This is a genomic window from Plantactinospora sp. CNZ321 (assembly GCF_004217235.1).
On sequence record NZ_SHKQ01000001.1, the window covers coordinates 1,531,155 to 1,554,408 of the forward strand.

General features: G+C 70.2%; 20 protein-coding genes. 12 read left to right on the forward strand and 8 right to left on the reverse strand.

Going from position 1 to position 23,254, the window contains the following annotated elements; all coding sequences use genetic code 11:
* Positions 1–8: 8 nt before the first annotated feature.
* The 3 genes from EV371_RS33745 to EV371_RS06740 form a co-directional block, all read right to left on the reverse strand.
* Positions 9–314 carry a transposase domain-containing protein gene (locus EV371_RS33745; RefSeq protein ID WP_486484514.1) on the reverse strand — a complete coding sequence of 102 codons (306 nt, stop codon included), beginning with the start codon at positions 312–314 and terminating at the stop codon, positions 9–11.
* A gap of 216 nt (positions 315–530) precedes the next feature.
* Positions 531–746: a transposase gene (locus EV371_RS34155; protein WP_486484515.1), complete on the reverse strand. Its 216-nt coding sequence runs from the start codon at positions 744–746 to the stop codon at positions 531–533.
* On the reverse strand, positions 677–1,114 hold the full coding sequence (locus EV371_RS06740; protein ID WP_486484516.1) for a transposase: 438 nt from the start codon (positions 1,112–1,114) through the stop codon (positions 677–679). Before EV371_RS06740 ends, EV371_RS34155 begins: the two co-directional genes overlap by 70 nt.
* A gap of 271 nt (positions 1,115–1,385) precedes the next feature.
* Here EV371_RS06740 and EV371_RS06745 point away from each other — a divergent pair, with 271 nt between their 5' ends.
* Positions 1,386–1,910, forward strand: coding sequence for a DUF2690 domain-containing protein (locus EV371_RS06745; protein WP_207230430.1), 525 nt, complete (start codon positions 1,386–1,388; stop codon positions 1,908–1,910).
* 150 nt (positions 1,911–2,060) lie between these two features.
* On the opposite strand, the gene EV371_RS34160 is transcribed toward EV371_RS06745, so the two are convergent.
* The gene (locus EV371_RS34160; RefSeq protein ID WP_486484517.1) at positions 2,061–2,189 is read right to left on the reverse strand and encodes a hypothetical protein; all 129 of its coding nucleotides are present in this window, start codon (positions 2,187–2,189) and stop codon (positions 2,061–2,063) included.
* A 155-nt stretch (positions 2,190–2,344) separates the two neighbouring features.
* Here EV371_RS34160 and EV371_RS33310 point away from each other — a divergent pair, with 155 nt between their 5' ends.
* On the forward strand, positions 2,345–2,689 hold the full coding sequence (locus tag EV371_RS33310; protein WP_165436557.1) for a hypothetical protein: 345 nt from the start codon (positions 2,345–2,347) through the stop codon (positions 2,687–2,689).
* A 258-nt stretch (positions 2,690–2,947) separates the two neighbouring features.
* Here EV371_RS33310 and EV371_RS34165 read toward each other — a convergent pair whose 3' ends face one another.
* Entirely contained in the window at positions 2,948–3,112 is a 165-nt protein-coding gene (locus EV371_RS34165; protein WP_486484518.1) for a hypothetical protein, read from the reverse strand.
* 84 nt (positions 3,113–3,196) lie between these two features.
* Between EV371_RS34165 and EV371_RS34170 the strand changes: the two genes are divergently transcribed.
* From EV371_RS34170 to EV371_RS06770, 4 genes are all read left to right on the forward strand, one after another.
* Positions 3,197–3,688, forward strand: a complete 492-nt coding sequence (locus tag EV371_RS34170) for a transposase (protein ID WP_486484519.1) — start codon at positions 3,197–3,199, stop codon at positions 3,686–3,688.
* A gap of 484 nt (positions 3,689–4,172) precedes the next feature.
* The gene (locus tag EV371_RS06760) at positions 4,173–8,021 is read left to right on the forward strand and encodes an SGNH/GDSL hydrolase family protein (protein ID WP_130461279.1); all 3,849 of its coding nucleotides are present in this window, start codon (positions 4,173–4,175) and stop codon (positions 8,019–8,021) included.
* Between the two features lie 76 nt (positions 8,022–8,097).
* Positions 8,098–8,619, forward strand: coding sequence for a hypothetical protein (locus EV371_RS06765; RefSeq protein ID WP_130461280.1), 522 nt, complete (start codon positions 8,098–8,100; stop codon positions 8,617–8,619).
* An 81-nt stretch (positions 8,620–8,700) separates the two neighbouring features.
* On the forward strand, positions 8,701–10,221 hold the full coding sequence (locus tag EV371_RS06770) for a glycosyltransferase 87 family protein (RefSeq protein WP_130461281.1): 1,521 nt from the start codon (positions 8,701–8,703) through the stop codon (positions 10,219–10,221).
* A gap of 62 nt (positions 10,222–10,283) precedes the next feature.
* On the opposite strand, the gene EV371_RS06775 is transcribed toward EV371_RS06770, so the two are convergent.
* Together EV371_RS06775 and EV371_RS06780 are read right to left on the reverse strand one after the other, a co-directional pair.
* Positions 10,284–12,578, reverse strand: coding sequence for a hypothetical protein (locus EV371_RS06775; protein ID WP_130461282.1), 2,295 nt, complete (start codon positions 12,576–12,578; stop codon positions 10,284–10,286).
* 13 nt (positions 12,579–12,591) lie between these two features.
* Positions 12,592–13,371, reverse strand: coding sequence for a deoxyribonuclease IV (locus EV371_RS06780; RefSeq protein WP_130461283.1), 780 nt, complete (start codon positions 13,369–13,371; stop codon positions 12,592–12,594).
* Positions 13,372–13,565: 194 nt separating this feature from the next.
* Between EV371_RS06780 and EV371_RS06785 the strand changes: the two genes are divergently transcribed.
* The 5 genes from EV371_RS06785 to rplI all read left to right on the forward strand — a co-directional run bounded on the left by EV371_RS06785 (position 13,566) and on the right by rplI (position 16,032).
* The gene (locus tag EV371_RS06785) at positions 13,566–13,997 is read left to right on the forward strand and encodes a hypothetical protein (protein WP_130461284.1); all 432 of its coding nucleotides are present in this window, start codon (positions 13,566–13,568) and stop codon (positions 13,995–13,997) included.
* 382 nt (positions 13,998–14,379) lie between these two features.
* Positions 14,380–14,670: a 30S ribosomal protein S6 gene (rpsF, locus tag EV371_RS06790; protein ID WP_101368798.1), complete on the forward strand. Its 291-nt coding sequence runs from the start codon at positions 14,380–14,382 to the stop codon at positions 14,668–14,670.
* Between the two features lie 74 nt (positions 14,671–14,744).
* Positions 14,745–15,284 (forward strand): single-stranded DNA-binding protein, encoded by a 540-nt coding sequence (locus EV371_RS06795; protein ID WP_130461285.1) that lies wholly within the window; start codon positions 14,745–14,747, stop codon positions 15,282–15,284.
* Between the two features lie 44 nt (positions 15,285–15,328).
* Complete coding sequence (gene rpsR / locus EV371_RS06800; protein WP_007073789.1) at positions 15,329–15,568, forward strand: 30S ribosomal protein S18; 240 nt, start codon at positions 15,329–15,331, stop codon at positions 15,566–15,568.
* A gap of 14 nt (positions 15,569–15,582) precedes the next feature.
* Entirely contained in the window at positions 15,583–16,032 is a 450-nt protein-coding gene (gene rplI, locus EV371_RS06805; RefSeq protein WP_130461286.1) for a 50S ribosomal protein L9, read from the forward strand.
* A gap of 214 nt (positions 16,033–16,246) precedes the next feature.
* Here the strand turns inward: rplI and EV371_RS06810 are convergent, their stop codons facing one another.
* Complete coding sequence (locus EV371_RS06810) at positions 16,247–18,850, reverse strand: hypothetical protein (RefSeq protein WP_130461287.1); 2,604 nt, start codon at positions 18,848–18,850, stop codon at positions 16,247–16,249.
* Between the two features lie 620 nt (positions 18,851–19,470).
* Between EV371_RS06810 and EV371_RS06815 the strand changes: the two genes are divergently transcribed.
* A complete protein-coding gene (locus tag EV371_RS06815) occupies positions 19,471–23,013 on the forward strand; it encodes a replicative DNA helicase (protein WP_486484917.1) in 3,543 nt (1,180 codons plus the stop codon).
* Positions 23,014–23,254 lie beyond the last annotated feature (241 nt).

The following is a 23,254-nucleotide window of genomic DNA, read 5'->3' on the forward strand; positions in this document are numbered from 1 at the left end:
CCAGCGTCTCACGCCCCAACCGTTGCCGAGCCTGACTGATGCCGCCCGAGGTCGGCACGCTCCACGAGGCGTCCCAACAGCCAAACCGGGTCCAACGACCCGGTCACCTTGGCCGCCACCTCGGTGTAGTCATCGTCGGGAAACAGCCACAGCCCCATCGTCAGGTAGGCCGTCACATGCGGCGGCAGCTTGCCGTCCGAGCGTTTCGCGCCCACCCCACACCGCGCCACCGCGTGATCAATCGCGTCTCGCGGCACCGAACTCACCAACACCCCGACCGACACCTGAGCCGGTCGAACATCCACACCAGACACGAACAGCGATCACACCAGATCGAGACAACGCGGCCACGTCGCCACACCGCGCGGGTCACAAACCCGAAACCGCCCCCAAGATCAACTTACGCTAAGCGGCATTGACCGCAGCCACGCCGAGCAGGACGCCGCGATCGGCGCCTACATCCGCTGGCGCAACCAACACGCCCGACCGAAAACCGCATTCGCCACCCGATCCAAGATCCGCCACCCCGATTACCCGTTCGAGGCTGCATGACGAGGCACTAAGCGGCATTGGGCCTCCATGTCGGCCACGACGCTGTCGGTGACCCGGCTGATCAACTCCCGAGACACGTCAGCGTCATACACATCCGCCAGATGCGCGGGGATCTCCCCGGTCGTCAGCCCTTTGGCATACAGCGACAGGATCGCCTCGTTGAACCCGTCCAACCGGCGGACGTGCTTCGGCACAATCCTCGCGGAGCGAACGAACCCGCCCGGTCCCGAGGAACCTGAATCCGCACCGACCCGACCTCGGTCTGCACCGTCTTCGCCCCGTGCCCGTTCCGGATGTTGGCCCGCCGACCGGTCACCTCGTCGACACCGACCTCGTCGAGATGCGCATCCAGCTCCGCCTCAAGCGCTGATTCAAGGACCGTACGAGTGATCCCCGCCAACAGCCCACCCGGCCCGATTAACGAGACTCCGTCGGCCTTGGCCCGCTCGACCAACTCCTGCGCGAACTCCACCTCAGCCGCCGTCCGCTCAGGAAGCTGAACAGGGTTCTTCTTGTCTGTCATGACGTGGTCCTTCCCGGACAGGATCAACGTCCTGTCCAACGGACCACACCCAGGTCAAACACGGAATCTACGCAGTCCCCCGGCCCTGAGCATCTACGCCGTACTCCGGCACCTGCAACACCTACTCGTCCGCCTGGCCGGCGCCTGCCCCACCTGCAAAACACGGTTCCCCACACGGAAACCCCGTTACCCAATCAGATCATGACAAAGCACCACTAGTACAGCCGATGGCTCGATGATGACATGGCGATGGTGACGTTTGGCAGCCTCGCGGCATCCGATTTTCTGAAGCAAGCTTGGAGGTATCACCTTGCTCGGAAGTAGATTCGCCCGGATCGGCAGCCTGCTGACTCTCTGCCTCGCCGCCGGTCTGATCCTCCCGCAGCCGGCAACCGCCGCGCCACCCTCCTCGGTAGACGAGATAAGCACGGTCGACCTCGACCCGGCCGAGGCGACGATGATCAGCGAGGCCGAGTTGCTAGCCAACGGTTGCGGATCGGCTTGCGACGGGAAGAACCCCGCGACGTTCCGTGTCTACACTGATGACTGCGCGGGCTGTTACCGCATTTGCGCGGATGACGCGACAACCCCCAGGTCGAACGATGATGTCGGCCTCGAACTGAGGTACAGCCCCCGGTGTCGGACGGCCTGGGCCCGTGTCGGTTGGGACTTCTACTACCCTGGTATCCGGAGCTATTACCTCAACGGCAACCCCCGCACCTCGTACAGTGGTTTCGCTGGTTCCTACTACAGTCTTATGGTGAACGACGCAAATCTGCTCGCTCGGGCGGTGGCGACGGCGGGTCCGACTACCTGGTCCACGGACCTGTACTGAGTGGAAAGTGGCGATCGACATGACGGCTGGTGCCTGTGGACCGGCGCCACAGGGACTGGCCGTCACATCCAACCAGCGAGTCGCCGACCATACCTCCAGATTGAGGGCGGGACGCGATGGTCTGGGTCATCCAGAGCCATTGAAGTGATCTCAACACAGTCGGTCAGCCAGCACCGCTGCCAACGTCTCGGCGTCGGCGCGGACCAGCAACCGCCGCATCGTGGTCAAGACCGGTGCGGCGGTGAGCGCGACCCTCTTGGTCAGGATGGTGTGAGACACCCCGTGCGAGTGGGGTGCTGACCTGTTGAGGGCGGGGATCGGAGATCCTTGTGTACGTGTCCACTTCATCTAGCAAGCAGTCGGCCTCTGGCGGCGGGGCTGATCCGGCGCCGAAGCCGTCGCGGCGGGTTTTCAGCCCTGAGTACAAACTCGCGATGGTCGCCGAGTACGAGAACGCACCGAACGGGGAGAAGGGCGCGATCCTGCGTCGGGAAGGCTTGTACTCGTCGCACATCATCGAGTGGACACGGGCTCGCGACGCCGGGCAGCTCGGCCAGGTAGGGACTCCGGTCACGGATTCCGGTACTGCGGCGGCTGGGGCGCGGGTGAAGAAGTCCGCGGAGCAGATCGAGTTGGAGAGGCTGCGTCGGCAGAACGAGAAGCTGCAGGCGGATCTGAAGAAGACCCGTATGGCGTTGGACATCATGGGAAAAGCGCACGCGCTCTTGGAAGAACTCTCCGAGAGCGCGGACAACGACAACCCGCCGAGGAGATCCTGACCGCCGTGTTCGGCGAGTTACGCGACGTGGACATCTCGGTGCAGGCGGCGTGCGCACTGACCGGGACCTCGCGGGCGACCTACTACCGGCGGGCGAAGCCGGTCGGACCGCGGCACGGGCCGTGGCTGCCCCGGACCCCGCCGCCGCAGGCGCTCAGCACGGCCGAACGCGACCGGGTGCTGGCGGTGTTGAACTCGCCGGCCTACGCCGACCTGGCGATCCCGCAGGTCTGGCGAGGGAACTCGACGCGGGCCACTATCACTGCTCGATGTCCACGATGTACCGCATCGCCCGCGCGGCCGGGCAGAGCCGGGAACGACGCCGGCTGGCGACCCACCCACCCCGGGTGCGGCCGGAGCTGGTCGCGACCGGGCCGGGGCAGGTGTGGTCCTGGGACATCACCGCGTTGAAAGGACCCGTCAAAGGCGTCTGGTATCGGTGTTACGTCGTCATCGACATCTACTCGCGGTCACCGGCTGGCTCGCCGCCGCCGCCGAGGACGCGGTCGTGGCCCGCGACTTCCTCGCCGCTGCGATCAACCGTAACGGAATCGAGCCGCACACCATCCACGCCGACCGCGGTGGCGCCATGGTGTCGAAACCGGTATCGGAGATGCTCGTCGACCTCGGCGTCACCCGCTCACATTCCCGCCCCCGGACCTCGAATGACAACCCGTACTCCGAAGCCCAGTTCAAGACCATGAAATACGTGCCGGACTTCCCGGAACGGTTCGGATCCCTCGCCGACGCGAGAGCCTTCTGCGACGGCTTCTTCACCGCCTACAACCACGAGCATCGACATTCCGAGATCGGCTGGCACACCCCGGCGTCCGTGCACTACGGCACCGCCGAGCAGATCCGTGAGCAACGCCAGAAGACCCTCGACGCCGCCCACGCCGCCCACCCAGACCGGTTCAACCACCGGCCGCGCGCACCGAAACTGCCCGCCCAAGCCTGGATCAACCAGCCAACCCAGCAGGAACAGACCGTCTCAGTTTGACTTGACAACTACCGCGATGCTAGTGCCAATGCCCGGGCATTGATGCTAGTGCGGGATGGTAGCGGACCTCGACGGGCGCGAGGTGGACGGCGGTGCCTGCGTCGTTGACGTGCGGCGGAGCGCGGGAGATGTCGATCAGGTGGGCTGCCCGGTATTCGGCGTCCAGTCAGCGCCAGGCCTGGCAGCCGATGGCGCGCGCCCGGGACGGCGAACGGCGCCGGAGCGGCGGCGATGGCGCCATGGTGGGGCGGCGGTGGGAGTCGCCGGGAGGCTCGCGCTGACCCCGGCGGCGCCCAGACGACATTCGTGCCGGGTGGACCCAGGGAGGCAGGTTGTGAGAGTTCCCAGGATTCGAGCGGCGGTGACCTGCGCGCTTGCACTGCTGACCGTCGGCGCTGCGGCCGGTCCGGCGGGCGCCGCGCCGGACACCGGCGGCGGTGTCGCGTCGAGGACTGGAGTGGATACCGGGGTACCCCCGGCTCGGATGGACAAGGTCGACCCCGACCATCGCGACACCTTGCTGGCTGAGGGTTGGCGTTCGTCAAAGGACCTCGCATGGACCACCTTTGGCGACGCCGAGGGCTTCCACGTGCTTGCCGCCGACGCCCACACCGGTTATACCTGGCGAACCGTGATCAGCCTGGCCGAGCCGGGCCTCGATGTCGACCAGTGGATTGGCAACGCCTGCCTGACCGGCTCCGGTCGCCGGCTGGTGGTGGTCTATGCGCCGCGCACCTTCACCAACGACGCGGACCTGTTCGACCGGGGCGGCTTTACCGCAGTGGTCGATCTGGGCACCGGCGCGATCCGCAAGCTGCCGGTGCAGAGTTCGCTAGCGTATTTCAACCCGGGCTGCGGCGCCGGCGAGACCGCCGTGGTGACGCAGTTCGGCGGCAAGCTCGTGGACGATCCGTCGGTAACCCGGGTAGAGAGCCGATTGCTCACCGTGAACGCGGCTGCGGGTACCGTCTCGGCGCCGGTGAAGTTGGCCACCGAGGTTACTTCGGCGGTGCCGGTCGGCGGCATGGTGGTGGCGGCAACGAACGGCGCGCTGGTCGAGGTCGCGCCGGACGGTACGACGCGGCGGATGGCCGCTGCCTCCGGGGTACCGTTCCGCCTGGTCCCGGACGGCGCCGACGGTCTGGTCTTCCTGGATCTTGCGAAGCGGCGGGTACGCGTCAAATGGACCCAACCGCGCGTCGGCGCCACCGTGCGCACCCTGGCCGAGGGGGCGGAGGGTGAGTTGAGCATCGCCCGCGGCGCCGGTGGCCGGGTCTTCCTCACCGGTCAGCCTGACCTGGTCGGCGCGCTGCCGGCGGGGATCCGCGTGGTCGATGCCCCGCCGGACAGCGAGATCTCCTCGCTGGGGCAGCTCGCCCTGACCCGGGTCGCCGGCCTGGGCAGCGGCGACCCGCGCGCGGCGGCCCGGACGCCCGGGGTGCCGGATCGGGTCCGGATCAGCGCGACGGCGCTCGGCACCGGCGGCGACGTCGCGTTCGAGGTGCGGCCGGTGGCGAGCGGGATCGCCGCCTCCAGCGGCCGGGCCGCCCACCCGAAGCTCGGCTCGTCGGCCGGGGACGGACCGGCCGCCGGTGCCCGGGCTGCCGTCGCCGGCTCGCCGACCGACCCGGTGGAGAGCGAGCGGTACTGCTCGGTACCCCGCAACGATCCCCGCAACCAGGTGCTGCAGCCGAAGCCTCGGCAGGTCGAATGGGCGGTCGACCAGGCAATCACAGACTCCCTGCACGTGACCCGAGAGGCGAACTGGAAGAACCTGGGGATGCCCGCTTACACCCCGCAGGGTCTGTTCCCGCGCCGGGACCTGCTCGGCGGCGGTCGGGTGCCTGCCCAGATCATGCTCGGCATCATCGCCCAGGAGTCGAACATGTGGCAGGCGTCGCGGTACGCCCTGCCGGGTGTCACCGGGAACCCGTTGATCGGAAACTTCTACGGCCGCGACATCTACAACTCCAGCGAGGCCGACGACTGGGATATCCGCTGGGAGGAGGCGGACTGCGGGTACGGCGTGGCGCAGGTGACCGACAGGATGCGGCTGGCTGGGCGGGAGAAGCCGGGCGAGGTGGCGCTCTCCTACCAGACGCAGCGCGCGGTCGCGCTGGACTTCGCCACCAATGTCGCGGCCGGACTGCAGATCCTGCAGGAGAAGTGGAATCAGACCCGGGCCGCGGGGCTGATCGTCAACAACGGCTTTCCGGAGTACATGGAGAACTGGTTCTTCGCCGTCTGGGCGTACAACTCGGGCTTCTATCCAGACAAGGGCGACGGGTCGCCGTGGGGCGTGGGTTGGCTGAACAATCCGATCAATCCCCGGTACGACCCGGTGCGCACACCGTTCCTGGAGGAAACCTACGCCGACGCGCGGACACCGCAGAAGTGGCCCTATCCGGAGAAGATCATGGGTTGGGCCGGGCACCCGGTGGAGATCAGCGAGTCGCCGACGGACCTGGTCGCCGGCTACCGGGCCGCATGGTGGTCCAGTGCGGCCTCGCGGGCTGCGGTGAAGCCGCCGAGGACGCTCTTCTGTGACGACTCGAACGATTGCGACCCCGCCGGCAGCTACCTGCCGGACGACCCGGACGTGATCGGCGAGCCGGCCGGGCCGTGCAAGCACCGCAACGCGGCCGGCTACTACGACCTGCGTTGCTGGTACAACCAGCCGGTGGCCTGGAAGGGCGGTCCGGGTCTGGCCTGTGACTGCGGCAACGAGGTGCTGCGTTTCGATCCGGGGTACGCCTACCAGGCGGACGGGACGAGCTTCCCGCCCCGGTGTGACCTGTCCGGACTACCCGCCGGCGCCGGGGTCATCGACAACGTGCCGGACGGGGTGCCGGCGGTCCGCTCCGGCTGCGGCCGGCCCTGGAGCAACGCGGGCAGTTTTGGGCTCCGTTTCGCCAGCGACTCCACCGGCCACTATCCGTCCAAGGTGGACTTCCATCAGCTCGGCGGGGGGTTCGGTGGGCACTTCTACATGGGCTACACCCGAAAGGAGGGCGGCCAGAACGACGAGATGAAGGTCACCGGTACCTGGACGATCAATCCCACGAACGCGTGGACTCGGGTTCTGGTACACATCCCGGACCATGCGGCGTACACCCGTCAGGCGGACTACAAGATTTACCTGCCCGGCCAGACCACCTCGACCCGGCACCGGTCGGTGCCCACTCGGTGGCAGGAGCACAAGTGGCTCGACCTCGGGGTCTTCGACTTCCGGGGCAGCGGCACCCCGAAGGTGGAGCTCTCCACGGTCTCCCAAGACGGCACCGGCGTCCACAAGATTGTTTGGGACGCACTCGCGGTGCAGCCGCTGGCGGCCAAGCCCCGACATTTCGTGGTCGGCATGGGTGACTCGTTCTCCTCCGGTGAGGGAGCCGGGGAGTACACCCGCGTATCCGACCAGTACGGCGACGAGCCTGGCTTCAAGAACTCCTGCCGGCGCAATGCCCACGGCTGGGCACGGCAGATCGTGCTGGGCGGGGCGCCGGGCGGGCGGTCGCTGGGCAGCCTCTCCGAGAGCCTGGACGCGAATGTGGACTTCCACCACATCGCCTGCGCCGGGGCGCAGACGCACCACGTGATGGCGACTAGGACGGCGACGGGGCAGCCCGCGCCGGCCAACGCCATGGGCCGGGTCCCCGGGGACACCAGCAATGGGGAACTGACCCAGATCGATCAGGGCTTCCTGGACGAGAACACCACGCTGGTGGTGCTCACCATCGGCGGCAACGACGCCGGTTGGACCGACGTGTTCAAGGAGTGCGCGCTGAAGAACTGCATGGAGCCGGGCTTCACACTGCCCGGCGACAGTCAGCCGATGACGGTGGCGGTCCCGGCCCGGTTCCGCGACAAGATCAAGCTGGACGTCCGCCGGGTGGTCGCCGAGATCCGGGAACGGTCACCGAACACGTGGATCGTCCTAGCCGGCTATCCGCAGATCTTCAAGTCGGGCACCACGTACGATCTCAACCCGCTGCCCGGGGTGGACATTGGGATCACCGGCGAGGAGGTCGACTGGCTCAACGACATGGCCCGGGTGGCCACCACTGAACTGCTCTACACGGACATTGACAACAAGATCAATGGCGTCGACGTGCGGGCCGACTTCGCCGGGCACGAACTCGGCACGGCAGACAACACCGAGAACTGGCTCAACGGCTACATACTGGGCGACGCGTTCCGCATCGGCGACGATGACGGGGAACCGAACGACTCGTACTTCGGCGCCGGTTCCTTCCATCCGAACGTTAGCGGTTTTCGGGCGTACGGTGGGGCGGTCTCCGACCGACTCGACGCGCTCGGCTACCGATGGAACTGATGACACCGCTCGGCGCCACCCCGGCGTCCCATCCGCATGAGCGGGGACGCCGGGGCCCGCCCGGAAGGACAACACCATGTCTGAGCCGTCCTCGGGACCACCCGATACGCCGCCCGTCTCGTTTGAGGGGCAGGATCCGTCGTCCGCCAGTACCGGCCGGCACAGGTCCCCGGTCCGGTCCGTCGGGATCCCGGCGCTGCTCGGCGCGGCATTCGGCACCCTGATCGGTGTGGTATGGCGGGCGCTGACGGAGCCGGGGCGGCCAGCCGAGGACACCCTCGGTCTGCTCTTCCTGGCCGCGGTGCTCGGGCTGCCGGTGCTGGTGGCGGTGAGCTGGGCAGCGCTGGTGCTGGCCGGCCCGGCCTGGGTGGGGTCTGTGGTGACCATCGCGGGGCTGGCCGCCGGGACCTACACTGTGGGCCTGCACCGGACGATCACCGGCACATCGGCGGCACCGTCGGTCGCGCTCTGCGCGCTGTCCTGGGGGGCCAGCTACGCCACTGTCGCGCTGGCCTGCCTGCCCAGGGTGCCGCGGCCGGTCCGGGGCGCCGTGGTCGCCCTGCTGGTCGCCCCGGCGGTGCTGTTTCTCGTTCTTTGAGTACGGGCTCAATAGTCCTTGTCGGTTATGACTGGTCCTGATGCTCGTGGCGGCCGCTCGGATACGGCAGGATGCGTAGTCATGAGCGCGCAGTCGCCGGCTGGCATCGACGAGCCTGAGAATGTCGACCCCCCGAAGGCCGACCATCCGTCCCGGTCCGACGGCTTCGTTCGCGGGCTCTCCGAGGCCATCGGCGGCCCGGTCGGCGCACACGCAAGCGGCAGCGAACGCCGGGGCACCCAGGCCAGCGGCCGGTTCTGGACCGCCGCCCGGATCGTGCTCGCGCTGACCTGCCTCACCCTGGCTCTGCACTGGGTGCAGAAGTCGCCCTGCCAGGACGGCGCCTGGCAGAACAACGTCCAGTACACCCGGTTCTGCTACACCGACGTGCTCGCCCTCTACTACGCCGAAGGGCTCAACGAGGGCAAGGTCCCCTACCGGGACCATCCGGTGGAGTACCCGGTGGTCACCGGCTACTTCATGGGGGCGCTCGGCCTTCCGGTGCACAGCGTCGGGGTCGACCGGCCGGATATCAACCAGGCACAGTGGTTCTACAACCTCAACGCGCTGGTCCTCGGCGCGCTCGCGGTGGCCACCGTGGCGATGATCCTCGCGTTGCGCCGCCGCCGGCCGTGGGACGCCGCGATGTTCGCGCTCTCCCCGGCGCTGCTGGTCACCGCCACCGTCAACTGGGACCTGCTCGCCATCGGGTTGGCCGCGATCGGCATGTACGCCTGGGCGAAACGACAACCCCTGGCCGCCGGCATCCTGCTCGGGCTGGCCGCCTCCGCGAAACTCTGGCCGCTCTTCGTGCTCTGGCCACTTCTCCTGCTCGGGCTGCGTACCGCGCGGGTGAAGGAGATGGTGGTGACGATCGGTTCGGCCGTCGCCACCATCGTGGCGGTGAACCTGCCGATCGCACTCCTCTACTTCGACAACTGGCGACGGTTCTTCGACCTGAACAGCGAGCGGGCGGTCGACTGGGGCACCCTCTGGTACATCGGCCGCTACCTGGACAGCAAGTGGAACAGCGGCAGCCCCGGCGACCAGGGGCCGTTCCAGTGGCTCAGCAACAACATCCCAACCCTGAACACCCTGTCGTACGCCCTGATCACCGTCGCCTTCCTCGCCATCGGCGCGCTGGCGCTCTTCGCGAAGCGTCGACCCCGGCTGGCCGCGCTGGTCTTCCTGATGGTCGCGGCGTTCCTGATCTTCAGCAAGGTGTGGTCGCAGCAGTTCAACCTCTGGCTGTTGCCCCTGCTGGTGCTGGCCCGGCCGCGCTGGGGAGCCTTCCTCGCCTGGCAGTTCGCCGAGATCGGCTACTTCGTCGCGTTCTACGGCGAGTTGCTCGGGGCCGGCGGCAAGCAGGTCTTCCCGGAGGGGGTCTTCGTACTCGCCGCCACCCTTCGGCTGACCACCGTGGTGGTGCTCTGCGTACTGGTCGTCCGGGACATCCTGCGGCCCGAGGGCGACCCCGTCCGCGACACCTACCTCGACGACCCCGACGGCGGGGTCTACGACGGCGCACCGGACGCATCGTGGCTGGCCCGACTCCGAGCTGGCCGGCCGACGCCGGCCGAACCGGCACCGGCCACCACCTGAGTCCCGCCCGGGCGGAGCCGGGCAGGACCCCATCGGGGCGGGATCGACGGGTACGGCCGGGATCAGAGCCGGTAGACGACCGTCTCCCCGACGTCCTCCCGGCTGATCCCCAGGCTGTCGACCGGCAGGTCGACGGTGGCCTGCAACGGAGTGCCGGCCACCCGCTCCCGGAGCACGATCACCGTACGCACGCCCATGCCGCGCAGGAAGTCGATGCTCGGCTGGTCGGGGAAGTTCGCGGTGACCTGGCGTACCTCGGCGAGCCGCTCCGGGGTGAACCCGCTGCCCCCGTTGACGATGTCCTGGAACCGGCTGGTCGACCAGAGCATCACGTGCTGGTCGGTCTTCTGATCCGAGGGGAGCACCAGGATCGGGCCGTTGGCGACCCGCATCGACGCGGGCTGTACCGGTACCACCGGGTGCGGCGTGGTGTTGAGCCCCTCGGCCAGCACCAGCACGATCGGCAGCAGCGTGACCAGCCGGAGGAACGGTCCCGGCCGGGGCGGCACCCGTTCGGCGGCCGAGATCTGCCGGGCCCGCGCCGCGTACGCGCCGACCGAGCCGGCGGCGAGGACGCCGAGCAGCAGGGTGACCCAGATCATCAGCCGCCCCGGGGTACGCAGACCGTCCCAGCCGGGCAGATGCTCGAAGAGCGGCTGGTAGGTGTAGGTGCCGCCGAAGAACCGGGTGCCCATCGCCAGCACCCCGCCGGCGAGTACGGCCGCCAGCAGCAGCAGGCGTTGGCGTACCGTCCAGATCGAGAAGAAGAGGCCGGCGAGGGCGAGCGCGAAGAGGACGTACCCCGGCAGCAGGGTGGTCTCCGGTAGCCCGGGCAGCCCGGCCCGGACCGGCTCGTGCAGGTCGCCCCAGATCAGCGACTCCGGCGGGGCGGTGAGGAAACCACCCGGCGGCGGGGAGTAGTTGTGCAGCTCCTCGGCGGTACGCCGGGCGTGGGGGTGCAACTCGGCGACCTTGAAGTACGGGATCGCCAGCAGGCCGCCCGTCGCCGCGAAGATCGCGCCGCCCCAGAAGTCGGCCAGCAGCAGCCGGAACCCGAACCACCGCCGCCGTGGCCGACGCAGGATCCGCCGGACCAGCCAGCTCAGCAGCACCACGACCACGATCAGACCCATCACGTACGCGAAGGCGAGGCCGATGCCGAATCCGAGGCTGAGCTGCCAGGCAGCGACCAGCCAGCCGGCGAACGCCCAGCCGGAGCGTCGACGTTCGGGCCGGTAGCCGTGCCGCAGCGACCAGCCGTGTCCCCGGGCCAGCATGGCCAGGGCGAGCGGGATGCCGCCGTTGGAGAGCACGTGCAGGTGACCGGCCTGACCGAGCAGCCACGGCGCGTACGCGAAGCTGATCCCCGCCACGACGGCGCCGATCCGCCCCGCCCCGAGTTGCCGCACCAGCGCGTACGCCCCGAGCACGGCGAGCGCGTGGGCCAGTACGAAGAGGATGTTGTAGCGGAGGATCGCCGCCTCCGGACCCTGCCCGATCATGCCCGCCGGGGCGTACCCGAGCAGGGTGTCGGAGAAGGCGAAAGTCCAGGTCTCCGGGAAGAAGGCATTGCTCTGCCAGAGCTGGGCCGGCTTGGTCAGCAGGATGTGCCCGGACCAGGCCACCTGCCAGGCCTGTAGCGCCGGGTCCCAGTAGTCCTGCGGCAGGGTGTGCCGGGGATAGCGCAGTGTCGGCCAGGTCATCAGGACCGCCAGGGCCAGCGCGCCGAGCCCGGCCAGGGTCCACTCGTGTACCAGTCGACGACCGACCGCCCGACCGATCCGCCGGACCCGTCCGGGTACCACCTCGGGAGCTGGCGCGAACGCGGCGAACGGATCGGCGGGCTTCGCCGGCTCGGCTTCGCCGGCCGCCTCGCCCTTCCCGTCCCCGGCGTCCTTCCCGTCCTTGCTTTTCCCGTCCTCGGCGTCCTTGCCCTTGCCGTTCTTGCTGTTCCCGTTCTCGGCGTCCTTGCCGTTGCCGTTCTTGCTGTTCCCGTTCTCGGCGTCCTTGCCGTTGCCGTCCCCGGCGACGGCGTCCTTGCTGGTCTGGTCCCCGCCGCTGTCGGGCTGCGCCGGGTCCCCGGGCGGGGTGCCGGTGGGGGGCGAGCCGTCGCCCGCGTCCGGTACGGCCGACCGCAGGATCGCGGTGGTTCCGGGTTCGGTCGACGCCGCCCGCGTGCCGCCGTCTGCCGCCCGCGCGCCGCTGACCCCGGAGTCCGGGGCGGTGGGCGCATCGGATGCTGCCGGGGTCTCCGCCGGCCCGGTCGTGGCCGCCTCGTCCGGGGGCGGGGCCGGATCGGTGCCGGTCGGCGTGCCGGATCCGGTTGTCTCGTTGGCGTTGGACTGGTCCGTCGACATCGGGTCCCCGCCCCTATCGGCCCACGCGGTCACGAAGATAGGCGATGTCCGCGGCCTGGCCGTCGACCCCGCCGGGGGTCTCGACGATGACCGGCGCACCGGCCGCCCGGACCACCGCCACCACCAGCTCCGGATCGATGGTGCCGCCGGTCAGGTTCTCGTGGCGGTCCCGGCCGGAGCCGAAGGCGTCCTTGGAGCCGTTGGCGTGGATCAGGTCGATCCGGCCGGTGATCGCCAGCACCCGGTCGACGACGTTCAGTAGCTCCTCACCGCCCGCGTGCGCATGACAGGTGTCCAGGCAGAAGCCCACGTCGTACTCGCCCACCGCGTCCCAGAGCCGGGCCAGGTTGTCGAACCGGCGGGCACAGGCGTTGTCGCCGCCGGCCGTGTTCTCGATGAGCACCGGAACGTCGTGCCCACCGGACTCGGCGGCCTGGGCGAACGCCTTGCGCCAGTTGTCGAATCCCTTGGCGAGGTCGTCGCCCGCGTTCACGTGCCCACCGTGCACGACCAGACCCTTGGCGCCGATCGCCGCGGCGGCGGTGGCATGGCCGAGCAGCAGCTTCCGGCTGGGGATGCGGATCCGGTTGTTGGTGGTGGCGAGGTTGACGACGTACGGCGCGTGGACATAGAGGTCCACCTCGGAATCACGCAGCCGGGCCGCGTCGGCCCGTGGCCGCGGTGTCTTCCAGTCCTTCTGCGGATCGGCGAGGAAGAACTGGACCGCGTCCGCCTTCCGGAGGGCAGCCTCGTCCAACGGATCCGTGGCGTCGACATGGGCTCCGATACGCATGGAGGCGAGCCTACGTCGCGCCGGCCGGCCGGGCGGGGACGGGCGCACCTCTCCGGCCCGGCAGCTCGGCGGCGCGGCCCCGGGGCGGTACGCGTCACCGCCCGGGGAGTGGATCGTTTCTCCAGGTGAGATCCGTTCGCCCGGCGTACGGGCCGGGCCGGGTCGATCCACGAACTGTGCCGGAAGAGGAAGACGTGGTCCTGTCACTCCGACGCCGCCGAGCCACCGCGGTGGTCGCCGCGCTCTTCGCGGGCGCGCCACCGCTGCTGTTCGGCTTCGCGGCCGGCGTGCCGGAGCCGCCGTCCAGAGCCGGGATGGTGCCGGCCGGGGTCTTCCCCGCCGGGTCGGTCGGGCGAGTCGAGGTGGGGTCGGTGCCGCGTGGTCCCGACGTGGCCGACCCCCGGAGCGCCGGGGCGCCGCAGGATGCGGCGCCGGGCAGCTACCCTCCGCCGCTCGACCGACCCGGCGGGGCTGCCGCCGTCCCGGTGGATCCGGCCGATCCGGCCCGGCCCGCCGGACAGGTCACGCTGCTGGCGCTGGTGGCCGCCGTTTGTGTGGTCGGAGTCTCGGCAGGAGCGATTCGGGCAATTCTCGCTCAACGCACAAGACAGATGGTTATCGCGTAAGCTGACAATACAATAGGCTCCGCGGGGCGCCTTCCATCCAACTCATCGGTGTGGTCGTTCCTCCCCAGGTCCCACCCAAAGAATGCGGACGGGATGCGCCCCGCGGCTCTGCGTTCAGCAGCCTCCTCCGGTCACCGCGACCGGAGGAGGCTCCTGTCGTCGGTCGGCGTCCGGCGGCGTCGCCGGTCATCGCCGGACCGGCCAGGCTCGCCGGGGCAGCCCGGCTCGCCGGGTCCGCCGACGTCCTCTGCCGGTGCACCGGGTATCCTGCTCAGGTTGTCCGTGGCGTGCCGGGATCCCTCCCGAGACCGTACGGGCAACGACGCATGACCTCCTGCCACGGAAGGACCGTGGCCGCTAGCCCAGAGGAGGTGAGCACGTCTTGCGTCATTACGAGATCATGGTCATCCTCGATCCAAGCCTCGAGGAGCGCACCGTCGCCCCGTCGCTCGACACGTACCTCAACGTGATCCGGACCGCGGGTGGCTCGGTGGAGAAGCTCGACGTGTGGGGCCGCCGGCGCCTCGCGTTCGAGATCGACAAGAAGGCCGAGGGAATCTACGCCGTCATCGACCTGCAGGCGACGCCTGCGGCGGTGGCCGAGCTGGACCGGCAGCTCCGACTCAACGAGTCCGTGCTGCGCACCAAGGTCATCCGGCCGGAGACGCGCTGACGCGTTTCCGGCACGCCCGGATCAGCCTCATCCGTCCTGTCGTACTGCTCTGGCAGCCTTTCAGGGACTGATGAGTGCGCGAGGAGATGGTCATGGCAGGAGATACCACCATCACGGTCATCGGCAACCTGACCGACGACCCCGAGTTGCGTTTCACCCCGTCCGGCGCCGCGGTCGCCAAGTTCCGGGTCGCCTCGACGCCCCGGTTCATGGACCGGACGACGAACGAGTGGAAGGACGGCGAGCCGCTCTTCCTCTCGTGCACCGTCTGGCGGCAGGCCGCCGAGCACGTCGCCGAGTCGTTGCAGCGCGGCACCCGCGTGATCGTGTCGGGCCGGCTGCGGCAGCGGTCCTACGAGACTCGTGAGGGTGAGAAGCGCACCGTCATCGAGCTGGAGGTCGACGAGATCGGCCCGTCGCTGCGGTACGCCACGGCGAAGGTGCAGAAGATGTCGCGCTCCGGCGGCGGCGGGTTCGGCGCCTCCGGCGGTGGTGGGGGCGGTGGCCAGGGCGGCGGAGGCAACTTCGACGACCCGTGGGCCACGGCGGCTCCGGCCTCCTCGCGTTCGTCCGGTTCGGGCGGCGGAAACTTCGACGACGAGCCCCCGTTCTGACCCGCGTGCGGAGCACTCGGGATCGCAAACCAGGAGCAAGAGCAATGGCAAAGGCTGCGGCACTGCGCAAGCCGAAGAAGAAGGTGAACCCGCTCGACAAGGACGGGATCACCTACATCGACTACAAGGACACCGCGCTGCTGCGCAAATTCATCTCCGACCGCGGCAAGATCCGCGCTCGGCGGGTGACCGGGGTCACCTCCCAGCAGCAGCGGCAGATTGCCCGTGCGGTCAAGAACGCGCGTGAGATGGCGCTTCTGCCGTACACGGCCACGGCGCGCTGAGGGGAGGCACCGACATGAAGATCATCCTGACCCAGGAGGTGTCGGGCCTCGGTGGCCCCGGCGACATCGTCGAGGTCAAGGACGGTTACGGCCGCAACTACCTGCTGCCGCAGGGCTTCGCGATCGCCTGGACGAAGGGCGCGGAGAAGCAGGTCACGGTCATCCAGCGGGCCCGCGCGGCCCGGGAGATCCGGGACCTCGGTCACGCCAACGAGGTGAAGGCCCAACTTGAGGGTCTCAAGGTCAACCTGACCGCGCGCGCCGGCAACGGCGGGCGGCTCTTCGGCTCGGTGACCCCGGGCGACGTGGTGGACGCGGTGAAGGCGGCCGGCGGGCCGTCCCTCGACCGGCGTCGGCTGGAGTTGCCCGGCGCCATCAAGTCGGTCGGCAGCCACCAGGTGCGGGTCAAGCTGCACCCGGAGGTCACCGCTCGGTTCGACCTGAAGGTCGTACCGGGCAAGTAGCCGGCCCGGCGACAGACAGCAGTTCCGGGGTGCCGTCCGATCGGGCGGCACCCCGGAGTCGTCTTTCCGGTCTTCGAGTCGTCTTTCCGGTCTTCGGCGACGGGTAGGGCAGTCCCTCCGTCAGCCGGGCCAGCGTCCGGGGGCGGTGGGCGGGCAGCCGGGATCCCGGGCACGCCCGGCGGTCCCGGCTTGCAGTGGCGGTCGGCGGACCGCGTCAGCCGATCGGTTCACCGCTGATGGCGCTGAAGAAGACGGTCGATAGCCCTCCGCCGACGACCGCGGCCGCGAGCCCGACGGTCACCGCCCGCCAGGTGCGGTTGAACCAGCGCATCAGGGCCGCGACCACCAGACCGGTGGCCAGCGCGGCGAGGAACCGGGGCACCCCGGCCAGCAGGGCGGCGATGGCCTGGCCGCGCTCCGACTCGCAGGCGCCGGAGGCTCCGGGTACGCAGTCCACCGGCACACTCCCGTCGAGCGTGAGTACCCAGACGAAGACGGCCAGTACGGCGACCGCGTACCACGCGACGGTGTAGAGAACGGCGGTCAGTGGACCGCTGGGGCGCGGATCGAGCAGATCGTCTTCGAGGCGTCGACTCAGTGGGCTGGGGCGGCCGGTCCGGGTCGCCGAGGGGACCAGGCTGCCGCTCGGCGCGCGCCGACGACTCGTACCCGTTCCGCCGACACCCCGGGCCGAACCCACCGTACCGGCACGGCCACGACCCGGCGCCGGTCGCCGGACCGGCGTGGTGGGCTCGCTCGCCCGACGCGCCGGCGACACCGGCCGGGCCGAGGGCGGGTACGCCACCGCCGGAGAGCGCGGAGCCGAGTCCGGGATGCCCATCCAGCGTGGGTCGTCGCCGGCCAGCCGGGTGCCGGACCAGAACCCGTCACCGCCGGTCGGCTCGGTACCGGCCGCGTGCCGGGAATCGCCGTCGGTAGGGATGTCGCGTCCACCACCGGCATCCCTGGCCAGCCCGGCGAGTTCTCCGTGCCGCCACTCGCTGGTGTCGGTGAACCGGTCCCACTGGCCGGTGTCGGTGAACCCGTCCCACCGGCCTGCATCGGCGCTCCGGTCCCGGCGGCGGCCGGCGACGGCAGCCCTCGGCGACTCGGAGTCGGTGACCGGGTCCAACATTCCGGTGTCGGTGAGCCGGTCCCACGGTCCGGCGTCGGTACGCCAGCCCGTGCCGGCTCCGGCGTCGGTACGCCAGCCCGTGCCGGCTCCGGCGTCGGTACGCCGGCCCTCGCCGACGGCCTCCCCGCGCCATTCGGGCCGGGCACCGGCGTGTCGGCCCGGGGCACCCCGCTCGTCAGCGCCCCGGTGTACCGGTCCGGCATCGTCCCGGTGCCGGCGGACGGGCTCGGCGTCCGGGGCGCGTCGCCGTTCGCGGGCAACGGGACCGGCCGGACCCCGCGGCGGATCGCCGCTCCGCGTCCGGCGGCCGGTCCCGGCGCCCGAATCGCCTTCGCCGGGTGACCGCACCCAGCGAGCGGTCGCTCTCGCCTGTTCGGCCTCCGAGCCCGGCTCGACATCGGTGGCGGTGTCCGGCCGCTCCGCCACCTCGGTCGGCTCCTCGGCGCGGTGCCGGGAACGCCGTCCGGCGGGTGGCGGTCGGCTCGGATCGTCGGGCTCCCATCCGGCGGCCGGCGCGGCACGGCGTCGACGCCCAGGCGGGGGCTGCGCCGAGCCGTACGCCGGGTCGGGCTCCCGCTCGTCGGCCGGACCCCATCGGCTCAGCGTGGGATCGTCGGCCCGGCTCCGCTGGCCGGGCGTGGGATCGTCGGCCGGCTCCCGCCAGCCGGGTGGGGTGTCGGCCCGGCCGCGGCGACCGCTCGACGGCGGATCGGCGGCTCCGGTACCCCAGCCGGAGGTGGGTACGCCGGTCGGGTCGTCGTCCGGTTCGGCCCGGCGTCGTCGGCCCCGGCCGGATGTCGTGGGGCGGTCGCCGAGCGGTCCGCTGTGCGCGCCGGCACCGGTGGTGGGCGCCGCGGCGGCCCATCCGCCGGAGGTGGGCGCGTCGGCGATCCATCCGCCGCTGGTCGGTGCCGCGCCGCTGGTCGGTGCCGCGCCGCTGGCTGGGGGTCCGCCGACCCACCCGCTGGTGGGGGCAGCCTCGACCCAACCGCTGGTTGGCGCGGCGGCGGCCAGGTCGTCGACCTCGCCCCCGGGCCAGCCGGCCCCGGCGCGACGCCTGCCGCGCCGGCCGGGCACCCCGGTGTCGGTGATCTCGCTCCGCGTGTGCTCGGTCGAGGCACCGCGCCGACCGGCACCGTCGCGCCATTCCGCACCGTCGCGCCGACCGGCACCGTCGCGCCAACCCGTTCCATCGCGCAGACCGGCACCATCGTGCCAGCGGTCTCCGGTGCTTTCGCCGCCAGGTGTCTCCGCAGCCGGACCGCTCGGACCCCGCCAGTATTCGCCGCTGCTGTCCCAGCTCACCTCCGGGGCGACCCGTCGACGCCCGGACCGTCGGCCGCCCTCCGTCGCCGGCTCGGCCGCCGGGCCGGTGTGATGGTGTCGGCCCGCGTCGCCGCGATCCGGCTCGGACTCCGAGGTCCACTCAGGGGTGTCGGCGTACGCCCGGGAGGAGCGGGGCTGGGGCGGCTCAATGGACTCCCGGGCCCAGGACGGTGTGTAGCTGTCGACCGGGTCCGGCGCGCCACGGTACCGGGCTCGCCGCCGGCTCGGCGTGCGATAGGCGACGTCGGGACGCGAGTAGGGGTCCTCCGGCCAGGCCGTCGCCGGGTCGCTCCGGCCGCCGCCGTCCTGCCACTCATGTCGGGCGAGCTCACCCCGCCCCCGATCCCGATGGTCCACAGCCGAGGCGTGACCTTTCTGGTTTAGTCGATCGAGAGGAGTCTGCTAGGTCGTTCGCGAGTAGCCGTACGCAAGATTGCCGTCGCCCGATGATACGCCGTCCCGGTAGCCCGAATTTGACCTGTTTCTTTCCTCCACATGGTGGGGATCGAGTCGGCGCAGGTCAGGCCCGTTACAGGCTACCTTCCCCAGTCGGTATCCACAGCCTGTGCACAGGGCCGCGCACACCTCGCCGGCAACCATCCACAGGTTGTCCCGAACTCCGTCCACCGTCGTGCTTGAGTCCCTGACCTCGACGTCCGTATCGTTGCCCCCTGACCCTGCCACCGTGCCGACATCTCCCCCGGTCAACGCGGCTGGCCGGTCCGGGTCCGGTCCGTCGCCGACCGGGTCGCGGGGCAGTCGAGAAATGTCGTACCTCGGCGGTTCGCTGGGAGCCAGCCGGTGTGGCGGAGGGGGATGCCGTGTCGATCACCGACGACGTACGAGGGGAGTCGCGCCCGTCACGCGGAGAGTCGCGACCGCCGACGCCGCCGTCGGACGTCCCGGCGCCGCGCGACGGCCAGTTCGACAAGACCCCACCGCAGGACATCGCGGCCGAGCAGTGCGTGCTCGGCGGGATGCTGCTCTCCAAGGACGCCATCGCGGACGTCGTGGAGATCCTCCGGACCACCGATTTCTACCGGCCGGTGCACTCGACCGTCTTCGACGCGATCCTGGACCTCTACGGTCGCGGCGAGCCGGCCGACGCCATCACCGTCGCCGCCGCGCTTGCCGACTCCGGCGACCTGGCCCGGATCGGCGGTGCGCCCTACCTGCACACGCTGATCGCCAGCGTGCCGACGGCCGCCAACGCCGCCTACTACGCGCGGATCGTCGGCGAGCGCGCGGTGCTGCGCCGCCTGGTCGAGGCCGGCACCCGGATCGTGCAGCTCGGCTACGGCTCGGCCGGCGGCGGCGGGCGGGATGTCGACGACGTGGTGGACCTGGCCCAGCAGGCGGTCTACGACGTCACCGAGAGGCGGGTCAGCGAGGACTTCGCGGTGCTCGCCGACATGCTCCAGCCGACGCTCGACGAGATCGAGGCGGTCGGTGCGCAGGGTGGGGTGATGACCGGCGTGCCTACCGGCTTCACCGACCTGGATCGGCTGCTCAACGGGCTGCACCCGGGGCAGCTGGTGATCGTGGCCGGCAGGCCCGGTCTGGGAAAGGCGCTCTCCCTGGACACCCCCCTACCCACGCCCAATGGTTGGACCACCATGGGCAGGGTGCGAGAGGGCGACTATCTGCTCGGCGCGGACGGTCGGCCCACCCGGGTGACCCACGCGTTCGAGGTGATGCACGGCCGGCCGTGCTACGAGGTGGAGTTCTCCGACGGGTCGGTGATCGTCGCCGACGCGGAGCACCTCTGGAAGACGACGACGCGCGCCAGCCGTAGGAGTTCCGCCACGCTACAGGAGCGGGTCGGTCGCGAGTTCGCGCAGATCGTTCCGCAGGCTGTCCGAACCCTGCCGGACGTGGTGACAACCAGACAGATAATGCACACACTCCGTACGCAGACCGCCGACCGCCGGCCGAACCACGCCGTCGAGAACTGCGCCCCGCTGGAGTTGCCCGAGCGCGAACTGATGATCCCGCCGTACGTTCTCGGGGTCTGGCTGGGCGAGGCGGGTCACCGGAGAGTCGGATCCCCGGTCGGCCGGTTGCGAGATCTCCAAGCTCTGGGTAACACGCACATTCCCGGCGAGTACCTGAGGGCCTCCGAGGCCCAGCGACGTGCTCTGCTCGCCGGGCTGATGGACACCGACGGCACCGTCGCGCCGGCCGGCAATCTCCAATACACCTCGACGTCGCGCCGGCTGGCGCTCGACGTGCGCGAACTCGTGGTCAGCCTCGGATACCGGTGCAGCATCACCGAGGAGCGCGTGCGGGGCGCGGGGCCGGCTACGGCGTACACCTTGACCTTCCGCACGCCGGATGAGATCTTCCGACTCGAACGGAAGCGGGAGGTGCACCGCGACCGTCGCCGGGCAACCACGACGGGGTCCCGGGTGCGGCACATCGTCGCGGTACGCCCGGTACCGAGCGTCCCGGTGCGCTGCGTGACCGTCGACAACGCCGACCACCTCTACCTGGCCGGCCGGTCGATGATCCCGACACACAACTCGACGGCCTCGATGGACTTCGCCAGGAACGCCGCGATTCGCCACAACTGCGCGAGCGCCATCTTCTCGCTCGAAATGAGCAAGGTCGAGATCGTGATGCGACTCCTGTCGGCCGAGGCCCGGGTGCCGTTGCACGTGCTGCGTAGCGGGCAACTCTCCGACGACGACTGGACCAAGCTGGCCCGCCGGATGGGCGAGATCAGCGAAGCGCCGCTCTTCGTCGACGACACCCCCAACATGAACCTGATGGAGATCCGGGCCAAGGCCCGCCGGCTCAAGCAGCGGCACGACCTCAAGATGATCGTGGTGGACTATCTCCAGCTGATGAGTTCGCCGAAGCGCACCGAGAGCCGCCAGCAGGAGGTCGCCGAGCTGTCCCGAGGGTTGAAGCTGCTGGCCAAGGAGGTCGAGTGCCCGGTGATCGCGGTCAGTCAGCTGAACCGTGGCCCGGAGCAGCGTACCGACAAACGCCCGCAATTGTCCGACCTGCGCGAATCTGGTTGTCTGACGGCCGAGACCCGGCTCATCCGTGCCGACACGAACGCCGAGGTCACGCTCGGCGAGCTGATGGCGCACGGCGCGCGGGAGATTCCTGTCTGGGCCCTGGACGAGAAGTTGAGGTATACCGCCCGGACTCTCACGCACGCGTTCCCCAGCGGGACGCGTCAGGTCTTCCGGCTGACTCTCGCCTCGGGCAAGCAGATCGACGCCACCGGCAATCACCCGTTCCTGACGTTCGGCGGTTGGGTTCCCCTGCGGGAACTCACGGTCGGCGCCCCCGTCGCGACGCCTCGGCACATTCCCCCGCCGCTGGCCATCCGACCGTGGCGAGATGCGCGCGTGATCATGCTTGCGCACCTGCTGGGTGACGGATCCTTCGAACGGCGGCGGCCCGTCCGGTACGCCAGCCAGGACGAGGAGAATCTTGCCGCCGTAACGGCAGCGGCGGAAGACTTCGGCATCACCGCGATTCGCGACGACTGCACGGCGGCCCGGGTCAGCACCCTCCGTCTTCCCTCCCCCCACCGTCCGGCTCCGGGGCGGCGGAACCCGATCGCCGAGTGGCTGGACGGCCTGGGGCTGTACGGGCTGCGCGCGCACGAGAAGGTCGTACCATCCGACGTTTTCTCGCTACCCAAGGAACAGATCACACTCTTCCTGCGGCACCTCTGGGCGACGGACGGTTCGGTCACCGTGCACCGGGCGGGCAGGGGCGGGCGGATCCACTACGGGTCGACCAGCCGCCGGCTGCTCGAAGACATCTCCCGCCTGCTGCTCCGGTACGGCATCACGACGCGGCTGAGCGCGGTTCCGACCGGGACGCACCCGACCCGGTACACGCTGGAGATCTCCGGGCGGGACGATCAGCTCCGGTTCCTGCGGGAGATCGGGGTGTACGGCGAACGGGGCAGGGACTGCGCTCGACTGATCTCGGCCATCCAGTCCACGGTCAACAATGCCAATGTCGACACCGTGCCCCGCGAGGTGTGGGGTCGGGTGCGGGAGGTGCTGACCGAGCGCGGCGGGACGCATCACGAGTTCGCGCTGACCGAGCGCGGCACGTCGCACCGCGAGTTCGCCGCCTCCCTGGAGATCCAGGCCAGCGGGAGCGCGCGGCGGAAGCGGGCGCCGGGCCGTGCCCGGCTTGCCAAGGTCGCACAGGTGCTGGATTCTGCGGACCTTGAGCTGCACGCCACCAACGACGTCTGCTGGGACGAGGTGCGTTCCATCGAGCCGTTGGGCGAACGCGACGTGTACGACGCGACGGTGCTCGGCGTACACAACTTCATCGCGAACGGGATCGCCGTACACAACTCGATCGAGCAGGATGCCGACGTCGTCATCCTGTTGCACCGCGACGACTACTACGACAAGGAATCGCCCCGGGCCGGCGAGGCGGACTTCATCGTCGCCAAGCACCGCAACGGACCGACGGACACCGTCACCGTCGCCGCCCAACTCCACCTGTCCCGGTTCGTCGACATGGCCATCGTCTGAGCCCGCCCGGCCCAAAGGTGCCCGGCCCGAGGGTGCTCTGTGGGCAGCACACCTCACCGGCCCGCCGCCGTCGCGGGTGGGATGGTGCCCACCGCCTCGGTGACCAGGGTGGCGAGGGACGTGTCACGCCGTCCAGCCCCAACCAGCTCCGCGAAATGGCGAGATCCCCGCACCGGCAACGCGGGCCTGCCCGTCGAGGCGACGCGCGAGGTTCGTTGCCGGTGCGGGGATCCGCGAAGAC